Here is a 15,878-nt window from a genome sequence, read left to right on the forward strand (position 1 = left end):
TCAATCAAACGCGGGCTGAAGCCCGCGCTACACCGGGCTACTGTTGTTCAGGCTGCTTAGCGCGTAATAGCCTTGCGTACCACTTCGGCCAACGGCAGCTCGGTTTGGCCGGCTGGTTTCTTGGCTTGCTCCAGCTGCTTCTGGGCAGCGGCCAGCCACTCGGCCGAAGCTGGTTTGCCTTTCTCGAGCTGCTCGAGGCGCTGCAGCATTAGGGTAGCCACCACGGTGAGCTGCGTTGACAGAGGAGCGTACTCGCGCAGGCTGGCGTTGGCTTGCAGCAGCGGCTGCACCTTCCCATCGTTCTGTTGCCACTGCTTTAGCTGCGTGCGCAGCCGAGCCAGCTGTCGGCGGGTTTCGGGGGTGTGGGGTAGCTGCGTGGTCAGGGCACGCGGGTAGGAGAGCAGGCTGTCGAGCGTAGCCCCAAACTGCCGCACCACTTCCGATTCGGCCGGCGCGGCATCAACCAAGCGGTTGAGCGGCGTTTGGGTAGTGTACTTGAAGCCTTGGAAGTGTCGCTTGTACTCCTTTACGGGCTCTAGCGCATTAGCTAGCGTGCGCAGCGGCGCCGCATCGTAGCCGGCGGCCATCATAGCCAATAGCTGCTCGGGGGCGCGGCGGTGCTGCAGACCTAGGCCTTCGAGCTGCGCTGACACGGCACCTAGGCGCCGGTACATATCGGGTACGTTGGTAACCGTTGCCGGCGACCACAACCGTTCGGCCACCGCCGCTGTGCGCGGCCACACCCGCGAATCGTAGATGACCGAATCGGCAAACTCCGACCACATGGTAGCCTCGCCACCCAGGATGCGCTTTTTCTCTTCGTCGGTTAGCGGAGCATCAGCAGGTATTGGGTCGGGGGCGTAGTGCGATGCCGCCGTGAGGTACAGATCGATGTAATAGCCATTCGACAAAATGGCTTGGTGTCCGGCCTTGGCGGCTTCGTACAGGCCTTTTTTGCCGCGCCAGCTCTGAATTACCGCATCGGCCGGCAACCCGGGGCCCAGGATTTCATCCCAACCCACCATGCGCTTCTGGTATTTCGTTAGCATCGTCAGCACGCGCCGGTTAAAGGCCGTTTGTAGGGCATGCTTATCCACCGAGCCGTCGCGCTTTACCATGCCTCGCTCGCGCATGTACTGGGCAATGCGCGGGTTGCGGCGCCACTGCCGGCCGTCGTTCTCGTCGCCGCCGATGTGGAAATACGGGTCGGGGAACAAGGCCGTCATTTCGGCAAACAGCTTGTCGAGCAGCTCGTAAGTCGACTCCTTGGTAGGGTCCATGGCGATGTTGAGCACGCCCCAGCGCGGCGATACGCCGTAGGTGGAGTCGTTGGAGGCCAACTCGGGGTAAGCGGCCAGCCAGGCTGTGGCGTGGCCCGGCACATCAAACTCCGGAATCACCCGAATGCCGCGGGCTTGCGCGTACTGCAGCACCTCGCGCACCTGCTCTTGGGTGTAGTAGCCGTTGGCGCCGCCTACCTGGTGCAGCTTCGGCAGTACTTTGCTTTCCACCCGAAAGCCTTGGTCGTCGCTGAGGTGCCAGTGCAACACGTTCAGCTTCACGGCGGCCATGGCATCGAGGTTGCGCTTGATAACCGACACGGGCATAAAGTGACGCGCCGGATCAATCAGCAGGCCGCGCCACGGAAAGCGCGGTTGGTCTTGTATCTCTACCTCGGGCAGGTAGCTGCGCTTGGCGTCGCCTTGCGGCAGCTGCTCCAGCGTAGCCAAGGCGCGCAGCACACCTAGGGAGGTGGGCGCATCAATGGTAATGCCGTTGGGCGTTACGCGCAGGCTGTAGCGCTCCTCATCGAACAGCTCCATGCGGCCGAGCTTGCCGTACCGGATTTGTAGGGGCAGGGCATTAGCTGAACCTGTGCCGTTGCGGTGCAGGCGGTCGAGCGTGCGGCCCACGGCGGCGCGCAGCTGGGCGTCGTCGGGTCCGTCGAGCTGCGGTTTCAGCAGCGCCCTAGGTGCCAACGAGGCCTTGCCCCAGCTAACCTGGGCAGGCACGGGCAGAAGCTGGCGGGTATCGGTAGGTTGAGCAAAAGTGGCAAGCGGCAAGAGGAGCAGAAGCAGAAGCGAACGAAGCATAGGGCGAGTTTACGGCGAAGCGCCCAAGCAGGCGCAATTTCTTTGCCGTTTAGCTTCGGGCACTGCTTATATCATGCCCCTCGACTTAAACTCCAGGTACCGGTTGATGGTGTTGGCCGTGAGATTTTGCGGGGCCGTGAGCAAAGCCTGAATGCCGTAGCGCTGCAGTTCCAGCACCATGCGGCGCTTGTCCTGCACAAATTTTTCGGCTACGGTTTGGTTGTACAGTTCCTCGGTGCTGCTGGCCGGGGTTTCGAGCACGCTGCGCAGCTCGGTGTTCTCGAAGAACACTACCAGCAGCAGGTGCCGGCTAGCCAAGCGGCGCAGGTAAGGCAACTGGCGCTGCAGGCCGTGCAGGCTCTCGAAGTTGGTGAACAGCACCAGCAGGCTGCGCTGCTTTACCTGCCGCTGTACCAAGGCAGCCAGTCGCTCGAAGTCGGACTCTAGGAAGCGCGTTTGTTGCCGATACAGCACCTCCAGCAGGCGCGGCAGCTGGCCCCGGCGGCGGTCGGCGGGCACCACGTCGCCGGGCTCGTGGGCGAAGGTGATGAGGCCAGCGCGGTCGTGCTTGATGAGGGCAATGTTGCTGAGCACCAGCGAGGCGTTGATGGCGTAATCGAGCAAGGCCAGCTGCTCGAAGGGCATGCGCATCACGCGGCCTTTATCGATAACGCAGTACACCTGCTGGGCGCGCTCGTCCTCGTGGTGATTCACGAGCAACTGGTCGCCGGCCTGGCTGGGGCGGCGGGCGGTGGCTTTCCAGTTGATGGTGCGCGGGTCGTCGCCGAGGGCGTAGGGGCGAATGTGGTCGAACTCCATGCTTTGGCCCACGCGGCGAATGCGCTTCACGCCAACTTCGGTAAGGCGGTTGCTGAGGGCCAGCAGCTCGTAACGCCGCATCTGCAAAAACGAAGGATACACGGCTACCGTCTCGTCGGCCTCGCCGAAACGGTAGCGGCGTTGCACCAGGCCCAGCGGCGAGCGGGCCAGCACGTTGGTTTGGCCGAACACGTACTCGCCGCGGCGCGTGGGCCGCAGCTGGTAGCGCAGCGTGGTGGCGGTGCCGCCGGCCAGCCGCAGCGGAAACAGCAAGTCGCGGCGCTGAAACTGCACGGGCACATCGTCTACCACATCGAGGCGCGCGGCAAAGGGGTAGTGGTTTTCGACTATTACCTGCACGTCGTTGTCGTCGCCGTTGGAGAGGCGCCGGCCGAGTATCCGCCGCGCAAACACGCCTTCGCCGCGGCCCAAGGCGTAGAGCAGCCCTAGGTCGAGGAGGGTGAAAAGCGTGAGGGCAACGGCCAGGATTTGCGCCGGCGCCACCAGCACGGGCCAGAAGTGCGCCACAATCAGCAGCGTAACTACCGCGGCCCACGCGGCAAAAAAGCGCGGCGGCAGCAGCAACGAGGCCACCAGATTGCGGAAGAAGGAAGTGGGAGCAGGCATCGGCAACGAGGGCGCGTGCGGCAGGGAGTAATGCACCTAGGGCCTAGGTGCGGAAAAGAAAAAGCGGAGGGTCGGGGTTGCTATCCGGCGTCAGCACGCGAGATGTCTCGACAAGCTCGACATGACGTTCTTTTTGCCGGCTGCCTACGCGGCTTACCGCGGCACCTCCACTTGTTGCAGCAACTGCCGCACCACGTCGTCGGGGCCGAGGCCCTCCAGCTCGCGCTCGGGCGTCAGCTGAATGCGGTGGCGCAGCACCGGCGCGGCCAGGTGCTGAATGTCTTCGGGCGTTACGAAGTCGCGGCCGCGCAGGGCGGCCAGGGCTTTGGCGCCGTTCAGCAGGGCAATGGAGGCGCGCGGCGAGGCCCCTAGGTGCAGCGACTTGTGCGTGCGCGTGAGGCCCACCAGCCTGGCTACGTACTCAAACAACCTAGGCTCGACGTGCTGCTGGCGCACCTGGCGGCGCAGCGCGTGCAGCTGCTCGGGCGTAACCACGGCCTGCACCGCATCGAGCGGCAAGCCGCCCGAACCGGCGTGGTGGCCCTGCAGAATCAGGATTTCCTCGGCTTCGGTGGGGTAGGGTACGAGTACTTTGAACAGGAAACGGTCGAGCTGGGCTTCGGGCAGGCGGTACGTGCCTTCTTGCTCCACCGGGTTTTGGGTGGCTAGCACCATAAAAGGCTCCCCCAGGCGGTGGGTGTGGCCGTCGTGGGTAATGTGGCGCTCCTCCATTACCTCGAACAAGGCCGACTGGGTTTTGGCCGGGGCGCGGTTAATCTCGTCGATCAGCACCACGCTCGAGAAGATGGGGCCCTGGCGAAACTCGAAGCTGCCGCGCGCCGGCACGTACACCGAGGTGCCGAGCACATCGGAGGGCATGAGGTCGGGCGTAAACTGGATGCGGCCAAACGGCACCGATAGCGTGCGGGCCAGCAGCTTGGCGGTAAGCGTTTTGGCAACGCCGGGCACGCCTTCGAGCAGCACGTGGCCATCGGCCAGCAACGCTACCAGCAGCAGCTCTACCAGGTCGTGTTGGCCTACGAGTACGCGGCTTACCTCGCGGCGCACGGCCTCGGTGGTGCCCGCAAGCTGGCTGAGGTCGGTGCGGGTGCCGAAGGGCATGTCGGCCGTTGCGTTGGTGGGGTGCGGAGTATGGTTGGTGGAGGGTTCCATGCGGTAAGAAGTGGCCGCGGCACCTAGGGCAGGGCGGGCGGCATGTAGTTGATAGAGGTTAAACCAAGCAATTAGCGCTCGGCGCGTTGCTGAAAGTTGGTTAGCAGTTGATACAGCTTGTGCAGCTCGGTTTCGGAAACGTGGTCGGCATCAAGCCAATTATTCAGGCGGGCCAGCAGCGCCGTTACTTCATCAACCGGAATGCCGGTGCGCAAACTCAGGCGGCGCGGGTAGTCGGCATCGATGGTAAGCGGCACGGGCTCCTGAAAGCGGGTGCGCAGGTAGTCGAAGAACAAGCGGATGCGCAGGGCGGCTAAGCTGTGGTGGTTGCGGCCCTGGCGGTACACGTTGGCCACCGTGCGCACAAACTGCAGGCTGGTGTTGGGCAAGGGGCGCAGCGTAGGCACGGGGCGCTGGCGGCGGCGCGCACCCAGGAGCGCAAACAGCAGCCCCCCGATGAGCAGGCCATTCCAGGCCCAGGTAAGCGCCGGACTGGTGTGCACCACGCGCAGCAGCGAATCGTCGCCCTCGCGCCCTTGGGTGTAAAACTCGTCCCAGAGCACCGGCCCTTGCGGCAAATAGCTCAGGGCCCCGGCCACGAAGTCGGCATTGCGGCCGTGCAGCACGCCGTAGTTGCTGAGCAAAGCCGGCACCGCGCACAAATACAAGTGCCCGCGGCCCACCGATACGTGCACCAGCACCGGGTGCTGCTGGTTGTCGGTGGCGAGTACGGTACCGCCCGAGGTGCGCCCCGCATGCCCGCCCGAAGCAGCCCGCAAGCGACCTAGGCTATCCTGGGCAAAGTAGGTACCCACCACGCGGGCAGGAAGGGCCGCGCTGCGTTGGCGCAACGCTGGCGCCAACAACCTGAAGCGTACGGTGTCTTTAACGTTGGCAGCTAAATCGAAAGGTACATCGAGGGTGGCCGGTACTTGCCAGAGGCTGTCGGTAGCGGCCGAGGTAAGAAACCGCTCGGCCGCTACCCACACGGTGCCGCCACGTTGCAGGTAGCGCGTAATGGCTTGCTCATCGGCGGGGCCGGGCTGAAAGGTTTGCTGCGCCAAGAAATACACAGCCGGCGGCGTATCGGCCGAATCCTGCAGGGCCACGTAAGGCGACTCGCGGGTGGGGCGCACCGGGGCTTTGGTAAGGGTTGGCAGCAGCCGGAAGGTGGCGTAGGTACCTAGGGGCTTTTTGTGGTCGTTGCGGTACGAGGGTGTCCAGTCGAGCTGTTTGGGCTGGTTGTAAGCTATCAGCAACCAAATGCCCGCCAGCACTCCTAACACCGTAAGCGGCCAACGAATAGAACGAAGCATTAGGCGGCGCGGCGGTTATGGAGGTCGGTAAGAAAGGCCTGGCGCATGGCGCGCACCTGCTCGTAGGGCGCGGCCTCCAACTCCAGCTCGCCGTACCACACGTACTCAAACTGGTGCGTAACGGAAGCAAAAACGGGCGCCAGCCGGGCCGCATTGGCTTGCAACTCGGCCTGGTAGTGGTGGTTGGTTTTGTCGGGCGTCCAGGTAATCAGTCCGCGGTCGGTAAGGGCCTTCAGCACCAGCAAGTAACCGAGGCGCGTGGCCAGGCGCCACTGGCCTTGCTCCTCGGCCTGTTGCAGGCGTTGGGGCAAGGTTTGCTCGTGCACGTCGTCGGCTTCGGTTGCGTAGGGCACGGCAATGTTGCGCCCGCGCCCGCGCAGCCAATCGGAAAGCCGAAGGTTGAGCAGCTGCATTACGATGAGCACCAGGGCCACGGCCGCCGCGCCGTAGGCCAGCACGCGCCAAAATACCGCGCCGCTGCCTTCGGGCAGGGCCTCAAACAGGCGGCGCATCAGGTTTTGCCACCAGCGGCTGATCGGGTTGGTAGGCGGTGGGGCCTCGTGGTACTGCAGGTCGTCGTCGGCTTGCAGGCGCTGCAGCTCAGCGGCAGCAAAGTGGCGCACCGAAGCCGGCGCGGGTGCTTGCTGCACCGTGGCAACGGCCGGTGGCCCAGGTGCTTGGGGCTGACCCGGCGCCGGGGCAGCTACAGCCAGCTGCCCCCATAACAAACCAATTGCCAGGCTACCTAGGAGGCAGGTAAATCGACGCGAAAAGGGGAGCATCAAACGGTAGGGTCGCCGTAGCTGGGGCGGAAGAGGGTGTCGTCGGCAGGGGTGGGGCCGGTGCCGGGCTGGGGCATCTGGCCTATTTCCTGCACGCGCCACTGCAGGCTCACGCCGTCGCGGCGCTCAACCAGGTTGAAGTACTGGAACATCAGCAGCAGAAACAGCACGGGGTACAAAGCCATGTTGAGGGCCATTTGTACGCTTTGGATGAGGGCAAAGCCCGCGCTGCCAAACTCATCGGAGCTGAAGAAACCCATAAAGCCGAGTACCAGGCCTATCACGCCGCCCACAGCAGCCGACAAAATGCCCACGCCGAGGCCGCCCACAAACATCAGCCCGAACGTGGACCACCACTTGCCGCGAATCAAGCCCACGCAGCGGCTCAGCGTCTGGCCTAGGTCGGCCCCCTCAAACACAATCACGCAGGGCAGCAGGTACATGGCCATGGTGAGGTACACTCCCGGAATAATAAGCAGCATGAAGCCCAGTGCCACGCAAATGCCGGCCACAATGCCGTAGCCTACCAGCGGCAGCATGTGGGGCCGGGCCTCGGCCCACACCTCGGCAGCGGTTAGCGGCGCGGTGGCATCGGGGCTTTCCATGCGGCGCTTCACGAAGGCATACATCATGGTGTAGGTGGCCAGCATGGCCAGCATGGCAATAATCACCAGGCCTATGTAGGCAGGCATCATCATTACCTGCACCGAGGAAGGGCTGCCACCCGCGAAGGCGCTGCTCAGCACCGAGAAAAACAGCCCTGCCATGGCGGCCATGGTTACCACCATGGGCACCAGCAACACGCGGTAGAGGTTGCCGCCGTGCTTGCCCAAAAAAGCAAAGGTGGCCTCGAACTTCTGGCCGAAGTCGCGGCGGCGGTAAAAGTCCTGCGGGGTGGTAAACGTGCGCTCCGACTCGGTGCGTGGCGCTAGGGTAGAGGTTGGCATGCGGCTATGGTAGTGGTTGTTGAGAATGCGAACTGGAGGCTACAGCTGGTATTCGCCCTCGGCAGTGGCGCCTAGGTCGGTGGGTGGGCCGCCGGCCGCCGGGGCAAGGCCAATGCGCGATGCCCGCCAGCTGAGGCCCGGGCTTTCTTTGCTCTCTACTATGCTAAAGTAGTTAAATGCCAGAAGGATAGCCGTAACCGGCTGCAGCAAAAACTGCAGGCCCGAAATCAGCAGGCGCACGGGCAGCACCCAGGCCAGCCCGACGGATCGATTTCCAGCGCCGCCCCCAGGCTTTGCAGCAGCGTTTGGGGCACCTGAATAACCCCTATGCTCAGCAGCGCCGTCAGCAGCACCAGCCCGAACGTGGGCCACCAGCACCGCTCAATCAGCCGGAAGCAGCGCGACAACGGCTCTTCGTGGTCTTCGAGCAGCACCACGCCGGGCAGCAAGGTAAACGCCGGCCACAGGTAAAAGCCCGGAATCAGCAGGCACAAAAAGCCCAGCACCACCAGGGCGCCGAAGATGAGGTAGCTGCCGAAAAACGAGCCCAGCCCGCTCACGAAATCCCAGATCTGATCGGGCGAGTAGCGGGCCTCGGGCTCGTCGAGGGCATGCATGCGGGCCCGCAAAAAGCCGTACACGACGCCGGTGCCTACAAAGGAGCCAATCCAATAAAACACCGTGCCGATGGGGTACAGCATGGCGCCATCGGTGCCCACCAAATGCTCGCCGGCCACCTGAAACAGCGCCCCGATAAGCATATAAAGGCCGGTGTAGCGCACCAGCGCCCCCAGCAGCTCGCGGTAGTGCAGGCGCAGCAGCTGGGCCGTGGCCTCCCACTTCTGGCCGAAGTCGCGCACCTGGTAAAAGTCGGCGGGGTGGCTAAAGGGCGGTGCGGCCGTGGGCGCCTGGGTAAGCGTAGACATAAAAAACTAACGGGGGAGGTAAGCAGGAGAGCAGCGAAACGGCGGGCGGGGCAACATCAGGGAGCCTCCTCGTCGGTGTCGGGCAGGGCCAGACCTAGGCGCGTGGTGCGGCGGTACACCCACCACGGGTACACCACAAAGTAGCCCACCACCAGCACCAACGAGAGGCCGATAACGGGCAAACTAACGGCCAGCGGGTGGCGCGGCGCCAGGCGCGTTACAAAGCCTTCGAGAAACGCGGCCACCACAATCAGCGGCACCAGGCCCGCCATTAAGCGCATACCGTCGCGGGCGCCGCGGCGCAGGGCCTCGCCCCGCGGGTAGCTGCCCGGAAAAAGCAAGCTGTTGCCGAGCACCAGCCCGGCCCCGGCGGCCAATATTATGCAGCTGATTTCGATGGTGCCGTGCACCCAAATGGCCATGGCCGATTTCAGCCCCACGCCTTGCTCGATGAAGAAGTACTGAAAGCTGCCCACCATCACGGCGTTGCGGAAAAGCAGAAACAGCGTGCCCACGCCGCCCATCACCCCAAAGGCAAACGTGAGCAAGGCCACCCGCACGTTGTTGAAGGCGATGTACAGAAACATGGATACCTCGGGGGAGGTACCGTACACGTCGGTGGGGCGCCCGCGCCGGATGTTTTCGAGCGTCGAGTTCACGTAGGCGTCGCCCAGAATCAGGCGCACAAAGCTGTCGTCTTCGGCGGCCGAGAGGGCCCCCAGGCCCGCAAACAGCAGAAACAGACCTAGGGCCAGCAGCATGGTGCGCCAGTAGCGCACCATCAGCAGGGGCAACTCGAGGCGCCAAAACGTGCCCAGGGGCTGGCGGCGGGTGCTGCGGCGGCGGTACAGTTGCTCATGAAAGCGGGCCGCCAGCTGGTTGAGGTGCTCGGTAACGGGCGCCGAGGGGTAAAACGTGCGGGCGTACGCCAGGTCGTCGGTGAGGGCCACAAACCGCTCGGCCAACTCCTCGGGCGTGCCGGCCGGCGTGTGTTCGTAAGAGTGCCACCGCTCCTGATTGCGTCGGATGAATACAGCTTCGCGCATAAAGAAACGCCCGGCCGTAAGCGGCGGGCGCAAATCGTGTCAGGAAGATTATATTTTTGAAAGTATTCTCCAATAATAGTTTGCCGCCCATGGCTCAGTTGCGCATCCCCACCACCCAAAACGTTACGCTCGAGTACGAAACCGCCTCCATCGGCGAGCGTATTGCCGCCACTTTGCTCGACGGCGTGGTGCAGGCCGGCTGGGTTATTCTGTGGCTGACGCTGCTGTTCGGGGTGTTTGATGTGGAAACCAGCCGCAACGAGGTGCTGGTGGGCGTCGTCGTAATTGCGGTAGTGGTGCTGCCGTTGTTTGTGTACCACCTGGTGTCGGAGGCGCTGTGGCAGGGCCAGAGCATCGGCAAGCGCATCATGAAGGTGCGCGTGATTAGCCTCAACGGCACGCCGGCGCGCTTCACGCAGTACCTGCTGCGCTGGGTGCTGCGCATTGTCGATGTCAGCATGTTCTACGGCATTGTGGCCATTGCGTGCATTTTGGGCAGCGGCCGCGGGCAGCGCCTCGGCGACATGGCAGCCGGCACGGCCGTGGTGCGCCTCAACCGCCGCCAAACCACCGCCGATAACTCCCTGTTCGGCTCCGACTACGACTCCAATTACCGCGTTACCTTTCCGCAAGTAGCCTCCTTGGCCGACCACGACGTGCGCCTGATCCAGGAGCTGGTTACGCAAAGCGAAAAACGCGGCGCCTACCACATTCTCGACGATGTGGCCCAGCGCGTGCGCACCCTCACCGGCATCGAAACCACCATGCCCAACCACGAATTTCTGCTGGTGGTGCTGCGCGACTACGGCTACCTGGCCTCGCAGGCCGCTGCACACTAAGCCGCGCAACGGGCAGGCGCCTAGGTGGTTGAGGACGGCAGCGCCAACTCCCGGGCCGTTTGGCCGTAGCAGGAGGGTAAACCCAACCCTGCAACCGCCATGAACACCGACAATAGAAACGACAACGATAAATTCGATTTCGTAAAGGACAATTCGCCCGCCGAATCGCCCAACCTCAGCCCGCAGCCCGAAAACCTGCGCCGCGGCGCCGAGGTAGCCAACCAGCCCGAGGGCATACCGGGCCAAACGGCCAACCCCGGCCTGCAGGCCCCGCACCAGCAGGCACCCAACTACGGCGACTTTGGCAAGCCCGAAAACGCCCAGCCGCAAAGCCAGGCTTCTACCGATCCGCAGAACTTTCAGCCGTACTACGGCCAGGAAACCCCGCCCGAGCCCGACGATACGCGCCACGGCGACGCCCGTTTCCGGCAGAGCGGCACCCGCAACTGGGAAACCAACGAGCCCGAAAACCCGCACTTGGGCTCCGAGAGCTAAGCTCTTAGTCCCTAGGTACCCAACACGCAAAACGCCCCTGCCAACAACTGGCAGGGGCGTTTTGTAAACAGCTGTGTTTGGTTGCTAACTAGGCCAAGGGCTCAGCGCACGTTCTGCACAACCAGCTCCAAAAAGCGCCCGGGCTGCTGAGCTTCATCTGCACGGGCCGTTACGGGTGTGCTCGTGGTGATTCCGGTATGGGCCAAGTCAACGTGGTTTTTCTTGGGCGCATTGAAGGCGTTCTGGTACTGAAAGTGAACCAGAATAAACAAACGAGCATCGTGCGCACGGTCTTGATGGACGGCTGGTAACCAGGTATCTTGCTGTGTTGCCAGTGCGCGCAGTACTTCCTGGGCAAGCTCCCGGCTAGGCGTAGCTTCTATTTGAGCATCGGTTACCTCGCCCGTACGAGTAACGGTAAACGCCAGCCGCACTGTGCCTTGGGTTTGTGTGCGTAGGGCTATTATAGGGTAACGCAATTCCCTGCAGATGGCGGTAGCGTACCGGTCGTGGCTGCCCAACAAGTGGGGCGGGCGGCTGGGGCGAGCCAACACCCATTCATCAGCAAGGCGCAACATGTGCACCGCCGAATCAGGCCGCACGTACGTTATCCGCCCGCTATCGTAGTCGATGCCTAGGTCCAGCTTGCCGTCGACGTCGAAATACTGCCATTCGCCTTTTGGGCGGCCATTAACCAAGCGGCCGCGCTCGAATTTGGTTTTAACGTTTTGCTCTGCCGGTGATTGGGCCAAGGCTAGTCCTGGCAGCCATGCCACAAGGAACAGGAGATAACGCGACATAATCAGACACAAAAAGGGCCGCAAATTACGCGGCCCTTTGCGGTTGGCAAGCTTAGCCCGCCGTGTGCTGCAATTTGTTTTTGCGGCCGGGCCGCACGGGCAGGCGGTCTTCGCCTTGGCCGAGCAACTCGTCGTCGCGTTCGGTTTTCTTCACCACCCAGCTTACCGAGTACAGGTCCTTGCGCCGGTCGCGCAGGTTGCGTACGGCGCCGCTGGTGTTCAGGTCCTTCAGCAAATCCAGGTCGAGGTCGGCAATGAGCGTCATCTCGGTGTTGGGCGTGGCTTCGGCCACGATGGCGTCGTGCGGGAAGGCAAAGTCGCTGGGGCTGAACACGGCCGACTGCGAGTACTGGATGTCCATGTTCTCTACGCGCGGTAGGTTGCCCACCGAGCCGGTAATGGCCACGTAGCACTCGTTTTCGATGGCGCGGGCCTGGGCGCACAGGCGCACGCGCTGGTAGGCATTCTTGGTATCCGTCCAGAACGGCACGAACAGAATCTTCATGCCTTCGTCGGAAAGCATGCGCGAGAGTTCCGGAAACTCCACGTCGTAGCACACCAGAATGCCGATTTTACCGAAGTCGGTATCAAAGCACTTCAGCTTGTCGCCGCCGCGCATGCCCCAGTACGAGGCCTCGTCGGGCGTAACGTGCAGCTTGTACTGCTCGTCTACGGTGCCGTCGCGGCGGCACAGGTAGGCCACATTGTGCAGCTTGCCGTCCTGGTACAGCGGCATCGAGCCGGCAATGATGTTGATGTTGTAGCTCAGGGCCAGCTCCATCATCTTGGTTTTGATGGGCTCGGTGAAGGCCGCCATGGCCCGGATGGCTACCGAAGGCGTGTCTTCGTTGGTGAGGGCCATCAAGGGGGCGTTGAAGAACTCCGGGAACATCACGCAGTCGGCTTTGTAGCCCGACACGGTATCCACGAAAAACTCGATCTGCTGAAACAGGTCTTCGAGCGAGCGGGTACCGCGCATCTGCCACTGCACAATGCCGATGCGCACGTTGCTCTTCACGTTGCCGATGAGCTTCTCGGCGTCCTCGTCGTAGTACACGTTAATCCACTCCAGCAGCGTGGCGTAGGCCTTCGACTCGGAGTCGTAGGGCAGGTAGCCGCGGATGATTTTGCGCACGTGAAACTCGTTGGATAGCTGGAAGGTGAGGATGGGGTCGGTCAACTCCTTGTTGCGCACCATCTCCACGTACTTGGCCGGCGTCAGTTCGTCGGCGTACTTGGCGTAGCCCGGAATGCGGCCGCCAGCCACCATCGCGCGCAGGTTCAGGTTTTCGCACAGCTCCTTGCGCGCATCGTACAGGCGCCGACCTAGGCGCAGGTTGCGGTACGCGGGGTCCACGAACACATCCACGCCGTACAGCGTGTCGCCGTCGGGGTTGTGCGTGTCGAACTTGCCGTTGCCGGTAATTTTGGCGTAGGTGTGTCGGTCGCCGAAGTCGGAGTACTGCACGATGATGGCCAGGGCCGCAGCTATTACCAGGCCGTTGTCTTCGATGCAGATCTGGCCTTCCGGAAATTTCCGGATCAGGGCATTGTATTCGTCCTGGGCCCAGGCGCCCTCCATGTTGGAGTACACCTTGTCCATGATGTCGCGCACGGCTTTGTAGTCCGATTTGCGGAGCGTGCGCAGCACCAGCTTGTGCGGCTGCGGGGCCTGGCCCTCTTCGGGGGCCATGGGCGTGGCAGCCGCCGCGGGTGCAGCAGGTTTCTTATCGGCCTTTTTGGCTTGGCCGTTTGATTTAGCAGAAGAACTCGAAGCCATGGTAGCGAAATGATGAAACGCGTGCCGCAAAAGTAGAGAGTTGGCGGCCGCGCGGGGGCAATATGTAGCAACGTAGCCGAGGGGCCAGGTGTTCCGCAGCGGGCTGGCTTCGTGCAAACCCTAGGTGGCGCGGCCGCACCCCGTACCCAAGGGCCAAAACAAAAAGCTTCGCCCGGCTCAGGCCAAGCGAAGCTTTTCGGTAGGCGGCAGCCGCGGGGCTACAGCGCCATTTCGGGTACGCCGCCCTCGGGCACCACCAGCTTGCCGGCGGTAGCCGCCTGAATTTGCTCCACCGATACGCCCGGGGCCCGCTCGCGCAGCACAAAGCCATCGGGCGTCACGTCGATTACGGCCAGCTCCGTCACGATCTTTTTCACGCAGCGCAGGCCCGTGATGGGCAGCGTGCAATCGGGCAGCAGTTTGCTCGAGCCGTCTTTGGCTACGTGCTGCATGGCCACGATGATGTTTTTGGCCGAGGCCACCAAATCCATGGCGCCGCCCATGCCCTTCACCATTTTGCCGGGAATCTTCCAGTTGGCAATGTCGCCGCGCTCCGACACCTCCATGGCGCCCAAAATGGTCAGGTCGACGTGTTCGCCGCGGATCATGCCAAACGACTCGGCCGAGGAGAAAATGCTGGAGCCCGGCAGCGTGGTAATGGTTTGCTTACCGGCGTTGATGAGGTCGGGGTCTACCTGGTCTTCGGCAGGGAAGGGGCCCATGCCCAGCAGCCCGTTCTCCGACTGCAGCACCACCTGCACGCCCGCGGGTATGTAGTTGGCTACCAGCGTCGGAATACCAATGCCGAGGTTTACGTAGTAGCCGTCTTTCACTTCTTTGGCAATGCGCTTGGCAATGCCGTGTTTGTCTAACATAGGTTTTAGGGCTTAGGGACTTAGGGCTTGGTTGAGGAAGCCGGCGTCGCCATACGCTTTTTCAAAGTTTGAATGAATTGGCTAAGCATCTTGCGAATCGCAGTTAGCTCTTCAGCAATCTGCTGCCAGGTTTCGGAGGTGAGATATCCCAACTCGTAAGCCAGCAGAAAGTGGTAATCAAGTTCGCTGGCCGAGCCGGCCGCAATGGTGAGAAAGCGCGCCAGCTCGGCATCGGAACCGCGCCCGCACCCTTCAGCAATGTTTGCCGGCACCGATGCGGCTGCTCGTCGCAGCTGACTCACGAGCCCAAACAGTTCTTCGCGCGGAAAGGCTTGCGTGCTTGCATACGTCGTGAGGGTAAGCTGATGGCTACGCTGCCATATCTGTAAAGAACGGTAATTGAGCATGAGAATTAGGGCTTAGTATTTAGGGATTAGATGTTAGTGCTAAGCGAAATCGTTGTACGGAAACGCTGGCCCCAGACCGACAAAATCTAAACTCTAATACCTAATCCCTAAGCCCTAATAGTCCTTTGCTCAATGCGCTTCTCGTAGCGCTGGCCCTGGTAGATGCGCTGCACGTAGATGCCGGGCGTATGAATCTGGTTGGGGTCTAGCTCGCCGGCGGGTACCAGCTCCTCCACTTCGGCAACCGTGATTTTGCCCGCGGCGGCCATCATGGGGTTGAAGTTGCGCGCGGTGCCTTTGTAAATGAGGTTGCCGGCGGTGTCGCCCTTCCAGGCCTTCACGAAGGCAAAATCGGCGTGCAGGGCGGTTTCGAGCAGGTACATCTTGCCGTTGAATTCGCGCGACTCCTTGCCTTCGCCCACCTCGGTGCCGTAGCCGGCCGGGGTGTAAAAGGCCGGAATGCCGGCGCCGCCCGCGCGGCAGCGCTCGGCCAGCGTGCCCTGCGGAATCAGCTCAACCTCCAGCTCGCCCGACAGCAGCTGGCGCTCGAACTCGGCGTTTTCGCCCACGTAGCTCGAAATCATCTTTTTCACCTGGCGCTGTTGCAGCAGCAGGCCAATGCCAAAGTCATCGACGCCGGCGTTGTTGCTGATGCAGGTGAGGTTTTTGACACCTAGGCGAAGCAGCTCCTGGATGCTGTTCTCGGGGATGCCGCACAGGCCAAAGCCGCCGAGCATGAGCGTCATGCCGTCGGTGATGCCCTGCAGCGCGGCCTGGGCATCGGCCACTACTTTGTTGATCATAGAAATCGGGTGGGAGTTTGGTGGCGCCAAAATAGCAACTCCCCGCCGAGCATGCGCAGTGCCGGGCGGGGAGTTGCGTGTACGAAGGCCGGCGCCGAGCGGTGAAATCCCTAGGTGCCGGGGCAAGCAAAGGGCACTGGCACCTGGGGC

16 protein-coding genes are annotated in these 15,878 nt (G+C 62.6%); 2 read left to right on the forward strand and 14 right to left on the reverse strand.

All coding sequences use genetic code 11. The features are described from left to right. Positions 1-56: 56 nt before the first annotated feature. From OIS50_RS00470 to OIS50_RS00510, 9 genes are all read right to left on the reverse strand, one after another. A complete protein-coding gene (locus tag OIS50_RS00470) occupies positions 57-2,093 on the reverse strand; it encodes a beta-N-acetylhexosaminidase (protein WP_264692376.1) in 2,037 nt (678 codons plus the stop codon). A gap of 66 nt (positions 2,094-2,159) precedes the next feature. Then, a complete protein-coding gene (locus tag OIS50_RS00475; RefSeq protein WP_264692377.1) occupies positions 2,160-3,539 on the reverse strand; it encodes a DUF58 domain-containing protein in 1,380 nt (459 codons plus the stop codon). Between the two features lie 153 nt (positions 3,540-3,692). Then, entirely contained in the window at positions 3,693-4,712 is a 1,020-nt protein-coding gene (locus OIS50_RS00480) for an AAA family ATPase (RefSeq protein WP_413617032.1), read from the reverse strand. Between the two features lie 71 nt (positions 4,713-4,783). Further along, entirely contained in the window at positions 4,784-6,028 is a 1,245-nt protein-coding gene (locus OIS50_RS00485) for a DUF4350 domain-containing protein (RefSeq protein WP_264692378.1), read from the reverse strand. Then, entirely contained in the window at positions 6,028-6,678 is a 651-nt protein-coding gene (locus OIS50_RS00490) for a DUF4129 domain-containing protein (protein ID WP_264692379.1), read from the reverse strand. Before OIS50_RS00490 ends, OIS50_RS00485 begins: the two co-directional genes overlap by 1 nt. Before the next feature lie 131 nt (positions 6,679-6,809). Next, a complete protein-coding gene (locus OIS50_RS00495; protein ID WP_264692380.1) occupies positions 6,810-7,757 on the reverse strand; it encodes a DUF7847 domain-containing protein in 948 nt (315 codons plus the stop codon). 39 nt (positions 7,758-7,796) lie between these two features. Then, positions 7,797-7,997 carry a hypothetical protein gene (locus OIS50_RS00500; RefSeq protein WP_264692381.1) on the reverse strand — a complete coding sequence of 67 codons (201 nt, stop codon included), beginning with the start codon at positions 7,995-7,997 and terminating at the stop codon, positions 7,797-7,799. Beyond that, positions 7,985-8,683, reverse strand: coding sequence for a hypothetical protein (locus OIS50_RS00505; protein ID WP_264692382.1), 699 nt, complete (start codon positions 8,681-8,683; stop codon positions 7,985-7,987). Before OIS50_RS00505 ends, OIS50_RS00500 begins: the two co-directional genes overlap by 13 nt. A gap of 56 nt (positions 8,684-8,739) precedes the next feature. Next, on the reverse strand, positions 8,740-9,762 hold the full coding sequence (locus OIS50_RS00510) for a stage II sporulation protein M (protein ID WP_264692383.1): 1,023 nt from the start codon (positions 9,760-9,762) through the stop codon (positions 8,740-8,742). A 56-nt stretch (positions 9,763-9,818) separates the two neighbouring features. Between OIS50_RS00510 and OIS50_RS00515 the strand changes: the two genes are divergently transcribed. Next, on the forward strand, positions 9,819-10,568 hold the full coding sequence (locus tag OIS50_RS00515; RefSeq protein ID WP_264692384.1) for an RDD family protein: 750 nt from the start codon (positions 9,819-9,821) through the stop codon (positions 10,566-10,568). Positions 10,569-10,667: 99 nt separating this feature from the next. Further along, positions 10,668-11,063: a hypothetical protein gene (locus OIS50_RS00520; protein ID WP_264692385.1), complete on the forward strand. Its 396-nt coding sequence runs from the start codon at positions 10,668-10,670 to the stop codon at positions 11,061-11,063. Positions 11,064-11,164: 101 nt separating this feature from the next. On the opposite strand, the gene OIS50_RS00525 is transcribed toward OIS50_RS00520, so the two are convergent. The 5 genes from OIS50_RS00525 to OIS50_RS00545 all read right to left on the reverse strand — a co-directional run bounded on the left by OIS50_RS00525 (position 11,165) and on the right by OIS50_RS00545 (position 15,728). Next, positions 11,165-11,863 carry an energy transducer TonB gene (locus OIS50_RS00525; protein ID WP_264692386.1) on the reverse strand — a complete coding sequence of 233 codons (699 nt, stop codon included), beginning with the start codon at positions 11,861-11,863 and terminating at the stop codon, positions 11,165-11,167. A 52-nt stretch (positions 11,864-11,915) separates the two neighbouring features. Continuing rightward, positions 11,916-13,556, reverse strand: a complete 1,641-nt coding sequence (locus OIS50_RS00530; RefSeq protein WP_264694435.1) for a bifunctional GNAT family N-acetyltransferase/carbon-nitrogen hydrolase family protein — start codon at positions 13,554-13,556, stop codon at positions 11,916-11,918. A gap of 305 nt (positions 13,557-13,861) precedes the next feature. After that, positions 13,862-14,518, reverse strand: a complete 657-nt coding sequence (locus OIS50_RS00535) for a CoA transferase subunit B (protein ID WP_264692387.1) — start codon at positions 14,516-14,518, stop codon at positions 13,862-13,864. Positions 14,519-14,538: 20 nt separating this feature from the next. Beyond that, complete coding sequence (locus OIS50_RS00540; RefSeq protein ID WP_264692388.1) at positions 14,539-14,925, reverse strand: four helix bundle protein; 387 nt, start codon at positions 14,923-14,925, stop codon at positions 14,539-14,541. A 107-nt stretch (positions 14,926-15,032) separates the two neighbouring features. Beyond that, positions 15,033-15,728, reverse strand: coding sequence for a CoA transferase subunit A (locus OIS50_RS00545; RefSeq protein WP_264692389.1), 696 nt, complete (start codon positions 15,726-15,728; stop codon positions 15,033-15,035). Between the last annotated feature and the right edge of the window lie 150 nt (positions 15,729-15,878).

The sequence above is a fragment of the Hymenobacter sp. YIM 151858-1 genome (assembly GCF_025979705.1).
In the GTDB taxonomy this organism is placed as follows: domain Bacteria; phylum Bacteroidota; class Bacteroidia; order Cytophagales; family Hymenobacteraceae; genus Solirubrum.

Excerpts from the sequence above, each read along its gene's own strand:
- OIS50_RS00485 (WP_264692378.1), bottom strand. The coding sequence starts at position 6,028 with ATGCTTCGTTCTATTCGTTGGCCGCTTACGGTGTTAGGAGTGCTGGCG.
- OIS50_RS00470 (WP_264692376.1), bottom strand. The coding sequence starts at position 2,093 with ATGCTTCGTTCGCTTCTGCTTCTGCTCCTCTTGCCGCTTGCCACTTTT.
- OIS50_RS00520 (WP_264692385.1), top strand. The coding sequence starts at position 10,668 with ATGAACACCGACAATAGAAACGACAACGATAAATTCGATTTCGTAAAG.
- OIS50_RS00525 (WP_264692386.1), bottom strand. The coding sequence starts at position 11,863 with ATGTCGCGTTATCTCCTGTTCCTTGTGGCATGGCTGCCAGGACTAGCC.
- OIS50_RS00495 (WP_264692380.1), bottom strand. The coding sequence starts at position 7,757 with ATGCCAACCTCTACCCTAGCGCCACGCACCGAGTCGGAGCGCACGTTT.
- OIS50_RS00545 (WP_264692389.1), bottom strand. The coding sequence starts at position 15,728 with ATGATCAACAAAGTAGTGGCCGATGCCCAGGCCGCGCTGCAGGGCATC.
- OIS50_RS00540 (WP_264692388.1), bottom strand. The coding sequence starts at position 14,925 with ATGCTCAATTACCGTTCTTTACAGATATGGCAGCGTAGCCATCAGCTT.
- OIS50_RS00505 (WP_264692382.1), bottom strand. The coding sequence starts at position 8,683 with ATGTCTACGCTTACCCAGGCGCCCACGGCCGCACCGCCCTTTAGCCAC.
- OIS50_RS00530 (WP_264694435.1), bottom strand. The coding sequence starts at position 13,556 with ATGGCCCCCGAAGAGGGCCAGGCCCCGCAGCCGCACAAGCTGGTGCTG.
- OIS50_RS00515 (WP_264692384.1), top strand. The coding sequence starts at position 9,819 with ATGGCTCAGTTGCGCATCCCCACCACCCAAAACGTTACGCTCGAGTAC.
- OIS50_RS00535 (WP_264692387.1), bottom strand. The coding sequence starts at position 14,518 with ATGTTAGACAAACACGGCATTGCCAAGCGCATTGCCAAAGAAGTGAAA.
- OIS50_RS00480 (WP_413617032.1), bottom strand. The coding sequence starts at position 4,712 with ATGGAACCCTCCACCAACCATACTCCGCACCCCACCAACGCAACGGCC.
- OIS50_RS00475 (WP_264692377.1), bottom strand. The coding sequence starts at position 3,539 with ATGCCTGCTCCCACTTCCTTCTTCCGCAATCTGGTGGCCTCGTTGCTG.